Below are 16,567 nucleotides of genomic sequence, written 5' to 3'. Positions count from 1 at the left end.
CCCTATTTCGTCCCGTAAGCGCGATCGCCGGCATCGCCGAGTCCGGGCAGGATGAACCCGTTCTTGTCCAGCCCTTCGTCGATGGCGGCGAGCCAGATCGGCACGTCGGGGTGAATGCCGCGCATGCGCTCAACACCTTCAGGCGCTGCGATCAGACACACCAGGCGAATGTCGTTGGCACCGCGCTCCTTCAGCCGGTCGACCGCGGCCACCGCAGTGTTGGCGGTCGCGAGCACCGGCGAGATCACGATGACCTGCCGCTCGTGCAGGTCGGTCGGCGCCTTGAAGTAATATTCGACGGCGGCAAACGTCTCGGGCTCACGGTAAAGCCCGATATGGGCGACGCGCGCGTTCGGCACCAGATCGAGCATGCCTTCCGCGAACGTCATGCCGGCGCGCAGCACCGGCGCAAACACCAGCTTCTTGCCGGCAATCTGTGGCGTTTTCATATGGGCGAGGGGCGTTTCGATATCGACCTCGCTAAGCGGCAGGTCGCGGGTGACCTCGTAGCACAGGAGCATCCCGATTTCCTGAAGCAGTTCGCGAAACGATTTCGTCGAGGCGTCCTTTTCCCGCAGCAGCGTCAGCTTGTGCTGGATGAGCGGGTGGCTGACGATGGTGACGCCTTCCATATTGTCGCCCCTCTAAAATACAGTGCCGTCGCTGATGACTTTTACGGGCGGCGAGGCATCGGCGCGACGTTCGCGTGCGAGCCGCCGGCCCGCCGCCCAGGAACCGCCTTCGAGCACCTTGGCAAGCGGCAATGACACCGCATCAAGCCCGAGCCGTTTTCGCACGCCGTCGGCGAGACGATCGAGCAGCGCCACCGTCAACGCGCGCCACTCCACGACCAGGGCCGAGGAAACCTCATGTTCGCGTTGCGCGTCGTGCTCGTCGCGAAATGCGAGCACGCCGGCATCGATGAAGAGGCCGCCGTTGCGATATTCGGCGAGCCCCGTGAGGCCGTCGATATCGATGACCTCAAGCCCTGCGGTTTGCAGCGGCTCGATCAGGGAGTAGGCGAGCCATTGCGAAAGCTTGTGCAACGGCACCAGGCCGTTGGTTGCGTCGTCCGTGATCAGCGAGGGATGCTTCCAGCAGTCGCCAAGCGCGATGCCGCCGAGCGTCAGCCGCGACGGCCACATCGGTCCGAGCTGTTGCAACAATTCGGACAGGATGAGGGGGGCGGGAAGGCGGCCGTTTTCGGCGCGCGCGGCCAACCGATCGAACAGCCCGCCCGGTCGCGGTGTGTCGTGACGGCCGAAGACATCTGGCTTCGAGGCGACGAGCTTACCGAGGCGGCGCAAGAGGTCGACACGGCCTTCAAGTCCGACCAGGGGATTGGCATCGGAAACCTGCAAGCCGCGCGCCACGTCAGTCACCGAAAGACGGCTGAGAACATCTGCATCGACGCGAAGCGGATCGCGCGGATCGGCCGACAAAAGCCCGCCAGTGAACATCCCAAGGCTTGCGAGCCCCAATCCCTCCGAACGGCCGATGGCAAGGCCGGTTTTGGGATCGCGGTAGCGCCAGGTCGGACCGGCGCCGGCGTCGAGGAACACGCTGACCATCGCCAGGTCGAATTCCGCGCGCGCCCGCGCCGCGGGATCGGGCCATCGCTTCTCGCTTGCGACAGCGGCCCAGCGGTTGTCGCCGCTCAGGACAAAATGCCGCCAGCGCGAATGAAACGGCACATCGAGATCAGGATAGGCGTCCCGCGTGGTTTGCAGCACCAGATCGACGACGCTGTCCATTTTCTCAGGGCAGATCCGGAAGTTCGGAAGCTTGTCGTCAAGCGCCAGCGCCAGCATGCGATGGGCGCGTGAACGAACGGCCGCCGCGTTCAGCAGCGTCAGCGCCGCCGAGGTTTCCGAATTTGCCGCCGTCACGCCCGCGCTCGCTTCAATACTTTTCAAGCGGGCGGCCGACCGAATTGAGGAGTTCGTCCGGCGGTGCCGGCTCGGTGCTGTAATAGCCGGCCGCCTTCTTTGCGGCCATCTCCACATGCGCATCGGGCGGAACAAGATCGTCGGGAATCGGAACGCGTTCGACAATCTCGACGCCCTGGCCGGTCAGCGCATCGTGTTTCATATCGCTCATGGAGACGAAACGGTCGATGCGCTTGAGGCCGAGCCAGTGGATCACATCGGGCATCAATTGCTGGAAGCGCGCGTCCTGCACGCCGGCCACGCATTCAGTGCGTTCGAAATATTGCGCGGCCGCGTCACCGCCTTCCTGACGCTTGCGCGCGTTATAGACCAGGAATTTCGTGACCTCGCCGAGCGCGCGGCCTTCCTTGCGATTGTAGATGATGATGCCGAGGCCGCCTTCCTGGCCGGCGCGCGCGCACTCCTCGATGCCGTGGATCAGATAGGGGCGGCAGGTGCAGATGTCCGAGCCGAACACGTCGGAACCGTTGCACTCGTCATGGACGCGACAGGTGATCTTGGTGCGGTGATTTGGCAGCTTGGTGACGTCGCCGAACAGATAGGCCGTCGTTCCGCCGATTGGCGGCAGGAAGACCTGCAAGTCTGGGCGCGTCACCAGTTCGGGAAACATGCCCGCGGTCTGCTCGAACAGTTGCCGGCGCAGATTATTTTCGGTGGTTGCAAACCGTTGCGCCAGACCCGGAAGATACCACACCGGATCGATGGCGATCTTGACGACGGAAACGCTGCCGTTCTTGTGCACGACTTCGCCGTCGTGCTTCAGCCGTCCGGCGTCGATGGCCGACCTGAGTTCCGGCAAATCGAGGCGGGCGCGGGTGATCGCGATGCTCGGCCGGATATCGATCCCCTCGGCGATTTCGCTGGCAAAATTCTCTGCCACAAGATGACCCCAGGGATCGAGCGAAACAATGCGTTCCGGCTCGCTCCATTGCGGGAACGGGCCAACCGTTGCCGCCGGATGCGTGTTGGTGAGATCGGGGCGCCGGATCGGGTCGAGCGCGCCGGAGGAGACCGCGAGCGCGCGGTAGACCGAATAGGAGCCGCCATGGGAACCGATGACGTTGCGGTCCTGCGGGCGGGACACCGTGCCGATGATCGGACCGCGCTCGCGCGCGCTGGCCGCACCCCACTGGATCGGGAATTGGAGTTTGCCTCCCGGCGTCGGATGCGAGGTGATCCGGATATGATCAACCCGGTTGGAACGAGTCATCGCGGTCCATCCTTCAGACTTGATTTCCTGGGCGTTGTGCCCTCGCGCGTTTCGGCCCTGAGCGGTGGCCTCAAATGGCGACGGCCCGCCTGAAAAGACGGGCCTCATCATCAACCACTGAAATTACAGTACGATCGTAACCGAACCGTGAAATATAGCGACATCGCTGCCGAATACAACGGCGACTAAGTGCCGGTATTTCCTCGCGGATTTTTGGCCTCAATCCGTCGCGGGTCGATGACGGGCTGCAATCCGGCTCATTGCGCCGATGGCGCTGCCTCGTCCTGCGGCAGCGACGATAACTGCCCGGTCGGTGTCCAGCCGCCGCCCAGCGCCTGAAACAGGCTGCTGGCCGCGAGCAGCTTGTTCAATCGCGCCTGCGCCAGCGCGTTTTCGTTGGTCAGCAGCGTTTGCTGGGTTTGCAGCACGGTGATGAGGTTGACAGTGCCGGCACGCAACTGGGTTTCGGAGACCTCGAACGCCTTGCGGGCAGCGGCCACGGCTTCGACTTCGAGGCGCTCCTGCAAGGTCGATTGCGACAGCGCCACTAGCGCCTTCTCGACATCGGAGAAGGCCGAAAGCACGGCTTTGCGATAGGCCTGCAGATTTTGCAGCTGCACGCCCTTGGCCTGCTTCAACTGGCTTTCCAGCAGGAAGCCGTCGAACAGCGGCTGGGTCAGTCCCGCCGACAGAGTGTAGAACCAGGCGCCCGGTCCAAACAGCGCAGCCAGCGCCGCGCTCTGCACGCCGGTTTGCGCGGTCAACTGGATCTGCGGGAAGAACGCCGCCCGCGCCGACTCGACGCTGAAGTTCGAGGACGCCAGCTGCGCTTCGGCCTGGCGGATATCCGGCCTTTGGTTGAGCAGCTCCGAGGGCAGGCCCGGCGTCACGCGCGGAACCGCGATCTGCGTCATCAGGCCGCCCTTCACCGTGAAATTCGCCGGTGCGCGGCCGACCAGCACGGCGAGTGCGGCGATGTTCTGCCGCAGCGTGATCTCGAGCGGCGGGATCGCCGCGCGCTCGGTCGCGACCTGCGTCTCCTGTTGCGACAGGTCAAGCTGTGACGCGGTGCCGCCGGCAAATTGCTGCTTGATGAGCGTGAGAATCCGCTCGGCAGCAGCCAGGTTACGTCGCGCCACCCGCAGTTGGTCCTGCGCGGCAAGAACCTGGAAGTAGGTGTTGGCGACGGTGACGATCGCCGTGAGCGTGACGACCTCGCGATTGTAGCGCGAGGCGGTCGCGCTCTCTTCGGCGGCGTGGAGTGTCGCGCGGTTCTTGCCCCAGAAGTCGATCATGTAACTTGCGCTGAGGCCGAGGCTGTATTGCGAGAACGTCGATCCACCGGTGGAGACGCTCGTCAGGCCGGTACCGGCAAGGCTGCTACTGCCCAAGCCGCCGCCGGACGCGCTGCGGCTTTGCTCGGCATTGGCGGTCCCGGTAACAGAGGGAAGCAGCGGGGCGCCCTGGACACCCACCTGGGCGTCAGCCTGAACGATCTGGGCAATGGCGACCGCGATGTCGAGATTGTAGAGCTGGGCCGCGTCCATCAGCGAGGTCAATTCACTGGACTTGAAGTCGCGCCACCAATCGACCGCGGGCAGGTGGGCGTCGGGCGCCGTGCGGCCGCCTTCGCGATAGGCCGCCGGCATATCGAGGTTGAGATCCGGCCGTTCGGTTCCAAGGATGCAGCCCGACAAGGCAGGACCCAACAACAAAGTGGAAACGGCAAAGCGAAATTTGCCGGGGCCGTGCGTGGTCCGTCGTGAAACTTTGCCGATCATCGAAAATGCCAACATCTACTCGCCCGGTTGCAGCCTGGTCTCGGGTGCGAGCGGTGCTCCGCCGCCCCTCAACCGCTGGCCCCATAGCCGGAACCGGTCCATATACAGGTAGATTACCGGCGTTGAATAGAGCGTCAGCACCTGACTGAGGATCAGTCCCCCGACAATTGCGATGCCGAGCGGCTGTCGCAGTTCGCCGCCGTCGCCCATGCCGAGAGCGAGCGGAAGGGCGCCGAGCAGGGCGGCCATCGTCGTCATCATGATCGGCCGGAAGCGGAGCAGGCAGGCTTCGTAAATCGCGTCAACCGAGCTTAGGCCCCGGTTGCGCTCGGCCTCGAGTGCAAAATCGATCATCATGATCGCATTCTTCTTCACGATTCCGATCAGCAGGATGACTCCGATCAGGGCCATGATGCTGAATTCGGTGTTGAACGCCATCAAGGCAAGCAAGGCGCCGACGCCCGCCGACGGCAGGGTCGATAGAATCGTCAGTGGGTGGACGTAGCTCTCGTAGAGTACGCCGAGCACGATGTAGATCGTGACCAGCGCGGCGAGGATGAGGAACGGTTGGTTTTTCAGCGAATCCTGAAAAGCCTTTGCGGTTCCCTGGAAGGTGCCGCGGATGGTGGCGGGCACGCCGATCCGGTTCATGGCGGCTTCGATCGAGGTGACGGCGGAACTGAGCGAACCCCCCGGCGGCAGATTGAAAGAGATCGTGGTGGCGACCAGAAGACCCTGGTGGTTCACCGCAAGCGGAGTGGCGCCCTGGACAAACTTCGCAACCGCCGACAGCGGAATCATGGTCTCCTGAGTGGTGGCGACCGCTGAACCGGTGGAGGCCACGCCCTTGCCGGTGGCGCCGATCGAATTGGTCGCAAGATTTCGGGCGGCTTGCGCGTTGGCGGAATTGGCTGAGGCCGCGGTTCCAACGACGACAGTGCCGGCGACCGCGTTGGTCGACTGCGATCCTCCGACCGAGGCGCCGGACGTAGAGATCCAGACGTCCTTCAGCATCTCCGGGTTTTGCCAGTATTGCGGCGCGACTTCCATGATCACGTGATACTGGTTGCGCGCCACGTAGATGGTCGAGACCTGCCGCTGGCCGAAGGCGTCATAGAGGGTGTTGTCGACCTGGCTGACGGTGATGCCGAGCTGAGCGGCCGCGTCGCGATCGATGACGAGATCGGACTCAAGTCCCTTGTTCTGTTGATCGCTGTTGACGTCCGTCAGATTCGGATCGCCTTGCAGGGCGGCGGCGATCTTCGGGCTCCACTCGTTGAGTTCCTCGAAGGTCGGCGCCTGCATGGTGAATTGGTACTGCGCATTGCTGGCGCGGCCGCCGACCCTGATATCCTGCACCGCCTGCAGGAACAGGGTTGCGCCCGGGATCACCGCCATTTCACGCCGCAGCCGCGCGATCACCTGGTCGGCGGAAATGTTCCGTTCGCCAAGCGGCTTCAAGGAAACGAAAACGAAACCGGAATTGGTCTGGCCGTTGCCGGTAAATCCGACGGCGGTTTCGACGGCAGGATCGTTTTTGATAATGGTGATGAACTGCGTCAGCTTCTTCTGCATCAATTGGAACGAGATACTTTGGTCGGCCTGGATCGAGCCGGTCAGCCGGCCGGTGTCTTGCTGTGGAAAGAAGCCTTTCGGAATCACGTCGTAGAGATAAAAGTTGAGACCGAGCACCGCGGCCAGAACCAGCATCATCAAAGCGGGATGCCGAAGTGCGATGGTCAGCGTGCGGCGGTAGGCGTCGAGCATGGCGTCGAAAAAGCTCTCGCTCATTCGATAGAGCCATCCGTGGCCTTCTCCGGTATCGCTACGCAGCAATACCGCGCACATCATCGGCGTGGTGGCGAGCGAGATCGCGAGCGAGATCATGATGGAAATCGAGATCACCATCGCGAATTCGCGGAACAGGCGTCCGATAATGCCGCCCATCAGCAGGATCGGGATGAAGACGGCGATCAGCGAGATGCTCATCGACAGCACGGTAAATCCGACTTCACTGGCGCCCTTGAGGGAGGCCTCCAGCGGTGTCATGCCGTCTTCGATATGGCGGGTGATGTTTTCGAGAACGACGATGGCGTCATCGACGACAAAGCCTGTCGCGACCGTCAGCGCCATCAGCGAGAGGTTATCGAGACTGTAGCCGCACAGATACATCGCCGCGAAAGTTGCGATCAGCGAAACCGAGACCGCCACGACCGGTACCAGCGTTGCGCGCAGGTTTCGCAGGAAGGCAAACACGACGACGATCACCAGCAGCACCGCTAGAATGAGGGTACGTTCGACGTCGCGCAGCGAGGTGCGAATGGTGATCGAACGGTCGACGGCGAGGCTGATGTCGATCGCCGGCGAAACCGAAGCCCGGAGCTGGGGCATCAATCCCTTTACGAGATCGACGGTTGAGATGATGTTGGCGCCCGGCTGCCTATAGAGAATGATCAACACCGCGGGCTTGCCGTTGGCGAGCCCGGCATTGCGCAGATTCTCGACGGAATCCGTGACTTCGCCGACATCCGACAGACGTATCGGGGCGCCGTTGCGGTAGGCGACGATCAGGGATTTGTAGTCGTCGGACTTGTTGGCCTGGTCGTTGGCGTAGATCTGGTAGCGCTGATCGCCGACATCGATACCGCCTTTCGGGCTGTGGGCATTGGCGCTGGAAAGCGCGGCGCGCACGTCCTCGAGGCCGACGCCATATTTATAGAGCGCCTGCGGGATCAGTTCGGCGCGCACGGCCGGCAGCGAACTGCCGCCGACGACCACTTCGCCAATGCCGTCGACCTGCGACAGCTTCTGCGCCAGCACGGTCGATGCGGCGTCATAGAGGTCGCCGCGGGTCTGGGTGTCGGACGTCAGCGCGAGGATCAGGATCGGCGCGTCAGCCGGATTGACCTTGCGATAGGTCGGGTTGCTTCGCAGGCTGGTCGGCAGGTCGGCGCGGGCCGCGTTGATGGCGGCCTGCACGTCGCGCGCGGCGCCGTTGATGTCGCGGTTGAGACCGAATTGAAGGGTGATGCGAACCCCACCCACCGTACTCGACGACGTCATCTCGGTCACGTCGGCGATCTGGCCGAGATGACGTTCGAGCGGGCTCGCCACGGTGATGGCGACGTCCTGCGGGCTTCCGCCGGGCAACGTGGCCTGAACGGAGATGGTCGGGAAGTCGACCTGCGGCAACGGTGAAACCGGCAGCTTGAAGAAAGCCACCACGCCGGCCGCCGCCAGACCGAAGGTAAGCAGCGTCGTTCCGATGGGTCGGCGAATGAATGGTGTTGAGGGACCCATCAGTTGCCCTCATTCCGCCGGCTGGGTGGCGTCGCCCGAGCGGCCGGAAAACCGGATCGCCAGGCGGTCGAACCAAAGATAGATCACCGGCGTCGTGAACAGCGTCAGCAACTGGCTGAGCAAGAGGCCGCCGACGATGGAGATGCCGAGCGGGTGGCGCAGTTCGGAGCCGGCGCCGGTGCCGAGCATCAGCGGCAATGCGCCAAGCACCGCCGCCATCGTCGTCATCAGGATCGGACGGAAGCGCAACAGGCAGGCCTGATAGATCGCCTCCCGGGGCGATTTTCCTTCATGCCGTTCGGCGTCGAGCGCGAAGTCGATCATCATGATCGCGTTCTTCTTCACGATGCCGATGAGGAGAATGATGCCGATGATGGCAACGATCGTAAGATCGTCGCCCGCCATCATCAGTGCCAGCAGCGCGCCGATACCGGCGGATGGCAGCGTCGACAGAATTGTAAGCGGGTGAATGAAGCTTTCGTACAGAACGCCCAGCACGATGTAGACGGTGACGATCGCCGCCAGAATCAGGAAGAGCTGGTTGGAAAGCGATGACTGAAATGCCAGTGCGGCGCCCTGGAAGCTCGTGATCACGCTGGCGGGCAGGGCGATGTCGATCTGCGCTTGCTTGATCGCCTCGACCGCATCGCCGAGAGCGGCGCCCGGCGCAAGATTGAACGACACTGTTGCCGCCGGGAATTGCCCGAGATGCGCGACCTGCAACGGTGCGGTTTCCTCGCGGAATTTAGCGAGCGTTGCGAGCGGCACAGGGGTGCTGCCGACCGAGGAGGGCAGATAGATGTCGGAGAGCGATTGCAGCGACGTTTGCAGACGCGGATCGGCCTCGAGGATGACGCGGTATTGGTTGGAATTGGTGAAGATGGTGGAAACGATCCGCTGGCCGTAGGAATCGTAGAGCGCGTTATCCACGGTCGCAGGCGTAATGCCGAAACGGGCGGCCTGGTCGCGATCGATCTCCACAAAGACCGAAAGCCCCTGATCGGAAATGTCGCTGGCGACATCGCCGAGCTGGGGAAGCTGCCTCAGCTTGTCGACCAGTTTTGGCGTCCATTCCGAAAGCTGGACGGGGTCGGCATCCTGCAGAATGAACTGGTATTGCGTCTTGCTGACCGTGCCTTCGATCGTCAGGTCCTGAACCGGCTGCATATATAATGTGATGCCGGTGAGCGGAGCGGTCGCGTTCTGGATCCGCCGCATCACGGCCGCGATGTCGGATTTGCGTTCGTCATAGGGCTTGAGGTTGATCAGAATTCGCCCGCTGTTGAGCGTATTGTTGGTTCCGTCGACCCCGATAAAGGAAGAAAGGCTGACGACGTCGGGATCCTTCAGGATGATCGAGGCGAGCTGCTGCTGGCGCTCGGCCATCGCTGCGTAGGACACCGACTGCGGCGCTTCGGAAATCGCCTGAATGACGCCGGTGTCCTGAAGCGGGAAGAAACCCTTCGGGATCATGACATAAAGCATCGCGGTCACGGCGAAGGTGGCGAGTGCGATCAACAGCGTGATGGGTTGATGGTCCAGCACCCAGGTGAGAGCGTGACCATACATCTCGATGATCCAGTCGAATGCTTCGCGGCTGCCGCGCTGGAATGCATTTTCCTGATCGTGAGGGGTCTCCGGCTTGAGCAATTTGGCGCAAGCCATCGGCACCAGCGTGAGCGAAACCACCGCCGAAATCAGGATCGTGACCGAGAGCGTGATCGCGAACTCGCGGAACAGGCGGCCGACCACGTCGCCCATGAACAATAGCGGGATCAGCACCGCGATCAGCGAGACCGTCAACGAGATGATGGTGAAGCCGATCTGCTCGGAGCCCTTGAGGGCTGCCTGCAACGGGGTGTCGCCTTCCTCGAGATAGCGGGAGATATTTTCGACCACGACGATGGCGTCGTCGACCACGAAGCCGGTCGCGATCGTCAGCGCCATCAAGGACAGATTGTTGAGGCTGAAGCCGAGCAGGTACATCGCGCCCAGCGTGCCGACCAGCGACAGCGGAACCGACAGGCTCGGGATCAACGTCGCGCGGGCGTTGCGCAGGAATACGAAAATCACCAGCACCACGAGGATCACGGCGAGCGTCAATTCGAACTCGACGTCCTCGACGGAGGCACGGATGGTGACCGTGCGGTCGGTCAGGATGTTGACGTCGATGGCCGCGGGCAACGAGGCCTGCAATTGCGGCAACAATGCTTTGATACCTTCGACGACGGCGATGACGTTGGCGCCGGGCTGGCGCTGGATATTGAGGATGATGGCCGGCGTCTCGTTCATCCAGGCGCCGAGCTTGTCGTTCTGCGAGCCGTCGATCACGTCGCCGACGTCGCTGAGGCGCACCGGCGAGCCGTTCTTGTAGGCGACGATCAGCGATTTGTAGTCGCTTGCGTTCCTGATCTGGTCGTTGGCATTGATGGTATAGGCGCGCATCCCGCCGTCGAAGTTGCCTTTCGGCGTATTGACGTTGGCGTTGCCAAGCGTGGTGCGCAGATCGTCGATATTGAGACCGTAGGCGGCAAGCTTGCGGATATCGGCCTGGATGCGCACCGCCGGCCGCTGGCCGCCGCTGATGCTGACGAGGCCGACGCCGGGAAGCTGCGAGATTTTCTGCGCCAGACGCGTGTCGACGAAATCCTCGACATCCGTCAGCTTCATTGTCTTCGAGGTCAGGCCGAGCGTCAGGATCGGCGCGTCGGCCGGATTGACCTTGGCATAGATCGGGGGCGCGGGCAGGTCGGCCGGAAGCAGGTTGCCGGCGGCGTTGATCGCGGCCTGCACTTCCTGCTCGGCGACGTCGAGCGAAATCGTCAAACCGAATTGCAGGGTGATGACGGAAGCGCCAGCCGAACTGATCGAACTCATCTGGTTGAGGTTCGGCATCTGTCCGAACTGCACTTCCAGCGGCGCGGTGACGGAGGACGTCATCACATCGGGGCTCGCGCCCGGATAAAAGGTCTGGACCTGAATGGTCGGATAGTCGACCTCAGGCAGGGCCGCGACCGGCAAGAACCTGAACGCCAGCAGGCCGGACAGCATGATGGCGATCATCAGCAGGGTGGTTGCGACCGGTCGTAAAATGAACGGTTGCGACGGGCTCATTGCTTTTGTCCACCATCGGAGCGCCGTTTTTTGCCGCCGCCCGATTTATCGGGGTCGGCCGGGGCTTGAGCCGGATTGGTGGTTTGCGCCGGGTTGTTCTCCGACCGAATGACGATCTTGGCGCCATCGCGAAGCTTGTCGGCGCCGTCGATGACGATGCGGTCGCCGGGCACAAGACCGGAGAGAATTTCCACATGCTCGCCTTCGGTGACGCCGAGCTTGACCGGCCGGACCGATACCGTGCTGTCGGCATTGACGAGGTAGACGAAGGTGCCCGGTGCGCCGCGCTGGATGCCCGCGGTCGACATTGTCGTGACGTCCTTGTGGGTATCGAGCAAGAGGCGGATGTTGACGAACTGGTTCGGGTAAAGCAGCCGATCGGTATTGGGGAATTGCGCGCGCAGCTTGATCGTTCCGGTCGTCGGATCGATCTGGCTGTCGAAGGTTTGCAGCGATCCGTCGGCGAGCTTGGTGGCGCCGGTGCGATCGAGTGCGGTTGCGGGCAACACCGCGCCGGCCTGCAGGCGCTTGGATATCGCTTGCAGATTATCTTCAGGCACGGTGAACAGCACGCTGATCGGCTCCAACTGCGTGATGACGACGATGCCGTTGGTATCGCCGGGCGTCACGTAGTTGCCCTGGTCGACCTGACGCAGGCCGACGCGGCCGTCGAGCGGCGACACGATCCGGCAATAAGCGAGGTTGACCTCGGCCGATTTCACCGACGCCTTGTCGGCCTCCACCGTGCCCTGATCCTGGGCGACGAGAGCGACTTGCGTATCCAGCGTCTGATGCGGCACCGCGTTCTGCGCCGCCAGTCCCTGATATCGCGTCAGGTCGACCTGCGCGCCCTTGAGCATGGCCTCGTCGCGCGCCAATTGTCCCCTGGCCTGCGCCAATGTTGCTTCATATGGCCGCGGATCGATTTCCGCGAGCAGGTCGCCTTTCTTGACGTCGTTGCCTTCGGTGAAATCGATCTTCTGCATGTAACCGCTGATCTGCGTGCGGATCGTCACGGTTGCGAGCGATGTCACGGTGCCCAGCGCATTGATGTTGATGCCGATGTCGCCTTTGCCGACGACTTCGGGAACGATCGACATCGGCGCGGAATTGCGGCCGCCACCCGCTTGCTGCGGAGGCGCAGCCCGCTTGGTCCACCAGACGACGCCGCCGACGATCAGCAGGATCACGATGGCTGTCAGGACAAACCGCCGGCCCGACCGCGGCTTGGCGGCCTGCGCGGGACCAATCGAAGGTGACTTCTGGAAGTTCTTAATCGGTTGGTCCATGAACCTGCCATTGAGATGAGAAGAGTGATCGCTTCCGGGGGTTTTCCGCAATTAGTCGCGGGGAACCGCCTCCAGGGTCCGCGAGCCCCTTATTTGAACGACCCTGCCTGCGGTTGTCGCATTAACAATCAGAAAGAATTGCACTTTTTGTTCAGACCGCGACTGCCGGGCAACAATAAAGACGTCGTCTGAGCCATTCATCGGGTTCAAAGATCAGGACGGACTGATCAGGCTCAAACAGCGCATTTTGAACCGATCCAGGGGTGGCGACAAGGCCGTGCCATCGGCAATCTGGGAGGTAGACGACCTCACGAGAACCACGACGGCCTCAGGCGGCGGCATCCAGCAGGCTGAACGAGCCCCTGACCAGTGCCTTGCGTCCTTTTGACGTAATGGCCGGCACGCGGTCGTTGACGGTCACAAGGCCGAGCGCAACGAGTTCGTTGAGCACGAATCGGGTCGAGGCCGGCAGCCTGGCGGTGCGCGAAGTGCTTTCAGCGCCTCCCACTGTTCAGGCCTCAGATCGAAGTCGCTCTCGTCGTTCATGCTGCCTCGATTGACACTGGTGGAGTGGATTTGACATTCGCTACCCAACTGGCCGCGGGTTCGTCAGGCGAATGTCAAATCCAAAACTCCACTAGAAACCCGTATTTGCTAGTGGTCCTTCGATTCTAACATTCGCAAGTGGCCGCTGGGATGGGATGCGAATGTTAGAATCGGACCGCTAGTCGCCTTGTGTCGCTCTCTTACGGGCGATGCGTGACTCCGATGCGACCACAATGCGTCTGCAATAGGCTTGTACACGCAACTTTTCTTGAATCGCTCCAGGCTGGAAATTGCCTCGCTCCAGGCCGGAAATGGGTAGTGCCGCCCATTTGAAGTTCCTGCACCGCGATCGGCAAATTCCCTTCAGGAACTTCAAATGGAAAGCGGCACTACCATCATAAATTTGCTGGTGGTCCTTTGATCAGCATTCGCAAAAGTGGCCGCCGTTGGGGGATGCGAAGCTGGAATCGGACCACCAGGTAACGTGGTTGTCACATCTCCGTGTCAATGGACGGTGTCAGCCGCCCGCGAATCGGTGGCGGGACATTGGATGTGCTTGACTGCTCGGATGAACACTCTGAAGGTAGCTGCGCCGACCAAATCGCGCCGTAACGGCTTAAGGCTGAAGGGCCTCGGCATTGTCGTCAGCATCGCGATTGCGGCGATCGCAATTTTTGCGCTGACCCACACGCTGAAAAGCATCGACACCAACGAAGTATTCCAGGTCATCAGGCACACGGATACTTCTCTCATCGCGCTCGCAGCCGTGCTGGTGATCACATCCTACGCGAGCTTGACCTTCTACGACCTGCTGGCATTGCGCACCATCGGCCGCACCGAGATTCCCTATCGGACCGCAGCGCTCGCGAGTTTCACCAGTTATCCGATCGCGCATGGCATCGGTGCCGTCTCGCTGATCTCGCCGGTGATCCGCTATCGGGTCTACTCGCATCATGGCCTCAGTGCGTTCGAGGTGGCGAACATCTGCTTTCTGACCGGGTTGACGTTCTGGCTCGGTAACCTGACGGCGCTCGGGATCGGACTGTTCTTTGCGCCCGACGCGATCAGCCTGGTCGATTTTCTGCCGCCCAGGGTCAATCAGTGGATTGCCGCCGCGCTGCTTCTGGGGGTCGCAGGCTTCCTGACCTGGTGCTGGTTTCCGCGCAATATCGGAACCAAACGCTGGCCCGTCCGGCTTCCGTCGGGGCCATTGGTAGTGTTGCAAATCCTGATCGGCGTTTTCGATCTCGGGGCTGCAGCGCTGGCGATGTATGTGCTGATTCCGGCCGGACCCAATATCGGGATTTTCCCGATCATGGCCGTTTTCATCGCCGCGACCCTATTGGGATTTGCCAGCCACACGCCGGCGGGCATCGGGGTTTTCGATGCGACGTTCCTGATCGGGCTCGGCAAGGACGACAAAGAGCCGCTGGTCGCAGCACTTTTGATGTTCCGCCTGATGTATCACTTCCTACCCTTTATATTTGCGCTCAGCGTATTTGGCGTTGTCGAAGGATGGCGAAGTTTGCGCCGCCGGCGAAACAGCTGAAGCTCTTTACACCGGCGAATTCAGCTTGAGCCCGACCACGCCGGCGACGATCAGTGTCAGGCAGATGATGCGCACCGGATCGGTCGGTTCGCTGAAGATCACCATTCCGACGACGATGCTGCCGGCCGCGCCGATGCCGGTCCAGATCGCATAGGCGGTGCCGAAGGGCAGCGAGCGAAGCGCAAACGCCATCAGCGCAAAGCTCGCCAAAATCGCTAACGCTGTCGCAAGCGTCGGCCAGAACCGGGTGAGGCCGTCGGAATATTTCAGACCGAAAGCCCAGGCGATCTCAAACAGCCCCGCCGCGAATACCGCAAGCCAGCCGGTCATCGAGACCTCAGCAATGGCGAAAAAACGGCAAGGCCGCATTGGTGCCGGCGAGGCGAGTTCTCAATCCCCGATTTTACGCCGTTACCCGGAGTCAGCGCCGACATGATCCACCTCGTCGCGGTTCATCGCGTACCTCCTTGCGGTGTTCGCGCGACAAAGATGTGACAGATTGCGTGCAGCCGCGAACACGAAAGGGAGTTCCGAGATCGTCGACGTGATCGCATCATGGCGGCTGTCGCAAAACTGCAGCGCGTTCGCGATAGCCTGGTCGGATTGTTGATTCGAGGCGCGGATGAATAGCCAACTCATCGCAAATGTCGTCCGCAGCAGCAAAGACGACGAAGAAGCGACGGTTTGGGACAGGCTGTACGCATTCTGGTTCCGTCGCCTGGTTTACACCCAGATCTGGGAAGACCCCGTTGCCGATCTCGCGGCGCTTCGTTTATCCGTCGGCTCGACTATCGTCACGCTGTCGTCAGGCGGATGTAACGCCCTTTCTTATTTGATGGCGCAACCGGCGCAGGTCTACGCGGTCGATCTCAACGAGGCGCATCTTGCGCTCATCAAACTCAAATTAGCGGGCTTGCGTGCGTTTTCCGATTATTCGGATTTCTGGCAGTTCTTCGGTGCGGCCGACAAGCCGGCCAATTCAGACCTTTATCGCGCGCGATTACGGCCGTGGCTGGATGCGCAGGCGCGCGCCTATTGGGACAAGCGAAATATCATCGGCCGTCCGCGCCACGCCTATTTCGCCGATGGTTTTTATCGTCACGGCATGCTCGGTCGTTTCATCGGTCTTGCGCATTTCGCGGCGAAACGGTGCGGGATCGACCCGGCGATACTTTTGAACGGCAAGCCGGATGCGCCCGCGCGCATCGCGGCGCTGAATCGCCTCGATCGCGTGTTCCATTCGCCGCTGGTCCGGTTGATCACGGCAACGCCGGCTTTGCTGTTCGGCCTCGGTATCCCGCCGCGACAGCGAGCCTTGCTGGGTGGCGGTGCCCCGTTGAACGACGTGCTTCACAAGCGCCTGTTGCGCCTCATCGATGGCCATCCGAACGACACCAATTATTTCGCCTGGCAGGCGCTCCATCGCGGCTATGCCGGCCCGGGCGATCGTTGCCTGCCGCCATATCTGCAACGCCGCCAATATGAGCGCATGCGCAATGGCGCGGGGTTGATCATTCCGCACCACGCCAGTCTTCGGCAATTCCTGGAAGGTTTGCCGGCGCGCGAAGTCGACGCCGTCATCCTGCTAGACTCGCAGGACTGGATGGCGACCGACGAAATCAGGGCCTTGTGGAATGCGATCGATCGCGCCGGCAGCGACAATGTCCACGTGATTTTTCGTACCGCAGGCGAAGAATCGCCGATCGAAAGCGACGAACTGGCATCGCTGCGCCGGATATGGCGTCGCGACGATGAACGAAGCGCGGTCGGATTCGAGCTGGATCGCTCCGGGATCTATGGCGGTTTCCACTGCTACGGCCGGCGCTGAC

At 61.9% G+C, this 16,567-nt stretch carries 11 protein-coding genes; 2 read left to right on the top strand and 9 right to left on the bottom strand.

The window, feature by feature from the left end:
- Positions 1-2 precede the first annotated feature (2 nt).
- The 8 genes from upp to ABSE61_RS02745 form a co-directional block, all read right to left on the bottom strand.
- Positions 3-632, bottom strand: a complete 630-nt coding sequence (gene upp / locus ABSE61_RS02780) for a uracil phosphoribosyltransferase (protein ID WP_423869533.1) — start codon at positions 630-632, stop codon at positions 3-5.
- Between the two features lie 12 nt (positions 633-644).
- Positions 645-1,907, bottom strand: coding sequence for a URC4/urg3 family protein (locus tag ABSE61_RS02775; protein ID WP_423869656.1), 1,263 nt, complete (start codon positions 1,905-1,907; stop codon positions 645-647).
- Positions 1,903-3,159: a GTP cyclohydrolase II gene (locus ABSE61_RS02770; RefSeq protein WP_423869532.1), complete on the bottom strand. Its 1,257-nt coding sequence runs from the start codon at positions 3,157-3,159 to the stop codon at positions 1,903-1,905. Before ABSE61_RS02770 ends, ABSE61_RS02775 begins: the two co-directional genes overlap by 5 nt.
- 257 nt (positions 3,160-3,416) lie before the next feature.
- Positions 3,417-4,955 carry an efflux transporter outer membrane subunit gene (locus tag ABSE61_RS02765; RefSeq protein ID WP_423869531.1) on the bottom strand — a complete coding sequence of 513 codons (1,539 nt, stop codon included), beginning with the start codon at positions 4,953-4,955 and terminating at the stop codon, positions 3,417-3,419.
- On the bottom strand, positions 4,956-8,240 hold the full coding sequence (locus ABSE61_RS02760; RefSeq protein ID WP_423869530.1) for an efflux RND transporter permease subunit: 3,285 nt from the start codon (positions 8,238-8,240) through the stop codon (positions 4,956-4,958).
- Positions 8,241-8,249: 9 nt separating this feature from the next.
- Positions 8,250-11,354 (bottom strand): MdtB/MuxB family multidrug efflux RND transporter permease subunit, encoded by a 3,105-nt coding sequence (locus ABSE61_RS02755; protein ID WP_423869529.1) that lies wholly within the window; start codon positions 11,352-11,354, stop codon positions 8,250-8,252.
- Entirely contained in the window at positions 11,351-12,643 is a 1,293-nt protein-coding gene (locus tag ABSE61_RS02750) for an efflux RND transporter periplasmic adaptor subunit (protein WP_423869528.1), read from the bottom strand. Before ABSE61_RS02750 ends, ABSE61_RS02755 begins: the two co-directional genes overlap by 4 nt.
- A gap of 328 nt (positions 12,644-12,971) precedes the next feature.
- A complete protein-coding gene (locus ABSE61_RS02745) occupies positions 12,972-13,151 on the bottom strand; it encodes a hypothetical protein (protein ID WP_423869527.1) in 180 nt (59 codons plus the stop codon).
- Positions 13,152-13,757: 606 nt separating this feature from the next.
- Between ABSE61_RS02745 and ABSE61_RS02740 the strand changes: the two genes are divergently transcribed.
- Positions 13,758-14,738: a lysylphosphatidylglycerol synthase transmembrane domain-containing protein gene (locus ABSE61_RS02740; RefSeq protein WP_423869526.1), complete on the top strand. Its 981-nt coding sequence runs from the start codon at positions 13,758-13,760 to the stop codon at positions 14,736-14,738.
- A 6-nt stretch (positions 14,739-14,744) separates the two neighbouring features.
- Here ABSE61_RS02740 and ABSE61_RS02735 read toward each other — a convergent pair whose 3' ends face one another.
- Positions 14,745-15,068 (bottom strand): DMT family transporter, encoded by a 324-nt coding sequence (locus ABSE61_RS02735; RefSeq protein ID WP_423869525.1) that lies wholly within the window; start codon positions 15,066-15,068, stop codon positions 14,745-14,747.
- Positions 15,069-15,360: 292 nt separating this feature from the next.
- On the opposite strand from ABSE61_RS02735, the gene ABSE61_RS02730 reads away from it, so the two are divergent.
- Positions 15,361-16,566 carry a BtaA family protein gene (locus tag ABSE61_RS02730; protein WP_423869524.1) on the top strand — a complete coding sequence of 402 codons (1,206 nt, stop codon included), beginning with the start codon at positions 15,361-15,363 and terminating at the stop codon, positions 16,564-16,566.
- Position 16,567 lies beyond the last annotated feature (1 nt).

The sequence above is a fragment of the Bradyrhizobium sp. genome, assembly GCF_049519115.1.
GTDB lineage: Bacteria > Pseudomonadota > Alphaproteobacteria > Rhizobiales > Xanthobacteraceae > Bradyrhizobium.
The sequence above is the reverse complement of the archived record's forward strand: the minus strand, read 5'-3'. Positions and strand labels throughout refer to the sequence as shown.

Excerpts from the sequence above, each read along its gene's own strand:
- ABSE61_RS02755 (WP_423869529.1), bottom strand. The coding sequence starts at position 11,354 with ATGAGCCCGTCGCAACCGTTCATTTTACGACCGGTCGCAACCACCCTG.
- ABSE61_RS02750 (WP_423869528.1), bottom strand. The coding sequence starts at position 12,643 with ATGGACCAACCGATTAAGAACTTCCAGAAGTCACCTTCGATTGGTCCC.
- ABSE61_RS02760 (WP_423869530.1), bottom strand. The coding sequence starts at position 8,240 with ATGGGTCCCTCAACACCATTCATTCGCCGACCCATCGGAACGACGCTG.
- upp (WP_423869533.1), bottom strand. The coding sequence starts at position 632 with ATGGAAGGCGTCACCATCGTCAGCCACCCGCTCATCCAGCACAAGCTG.
- ABSE61_RS02770 (WP_423869532.1), bottom strand. The coding sequence starts at position 3,159 with ATGACTCGTTCCAACCGGGTTGATCATATCCGGATCACCTCGCATCCG.
- ABSE61_RS02765 (WP_423869531.1), bottom strand. The coding sequence starts at position 4,955 with ATGTTGGCATTTTCGATGATCGGCAAAGTTTCACGACGGACCACGCAC.
- ABSE61_RS02735 (WP_423869525.1), bottom strand. The coding sequence starts at position 15,068 with ATGACCGGCTGGCTTGCGGTATTCGCGGCGGGGCTGTTTGAGATCGCC.
- ABSE61_RS02730 (WP_423869524.1), top strand. The coding sequence starts at position 15,361 with ATGAATAGCCAACTCATCGCAAATGTCGTCCGCAGCAGCAAAGACGAC.
- ABSE61_RS02740 (WP_423869526.1), top strand. The coding sequence starts at position 13,758 with ATGAACACTCTGAAGGTAGCTGCGCCGACCAAATCGCGCCGTAACGGC.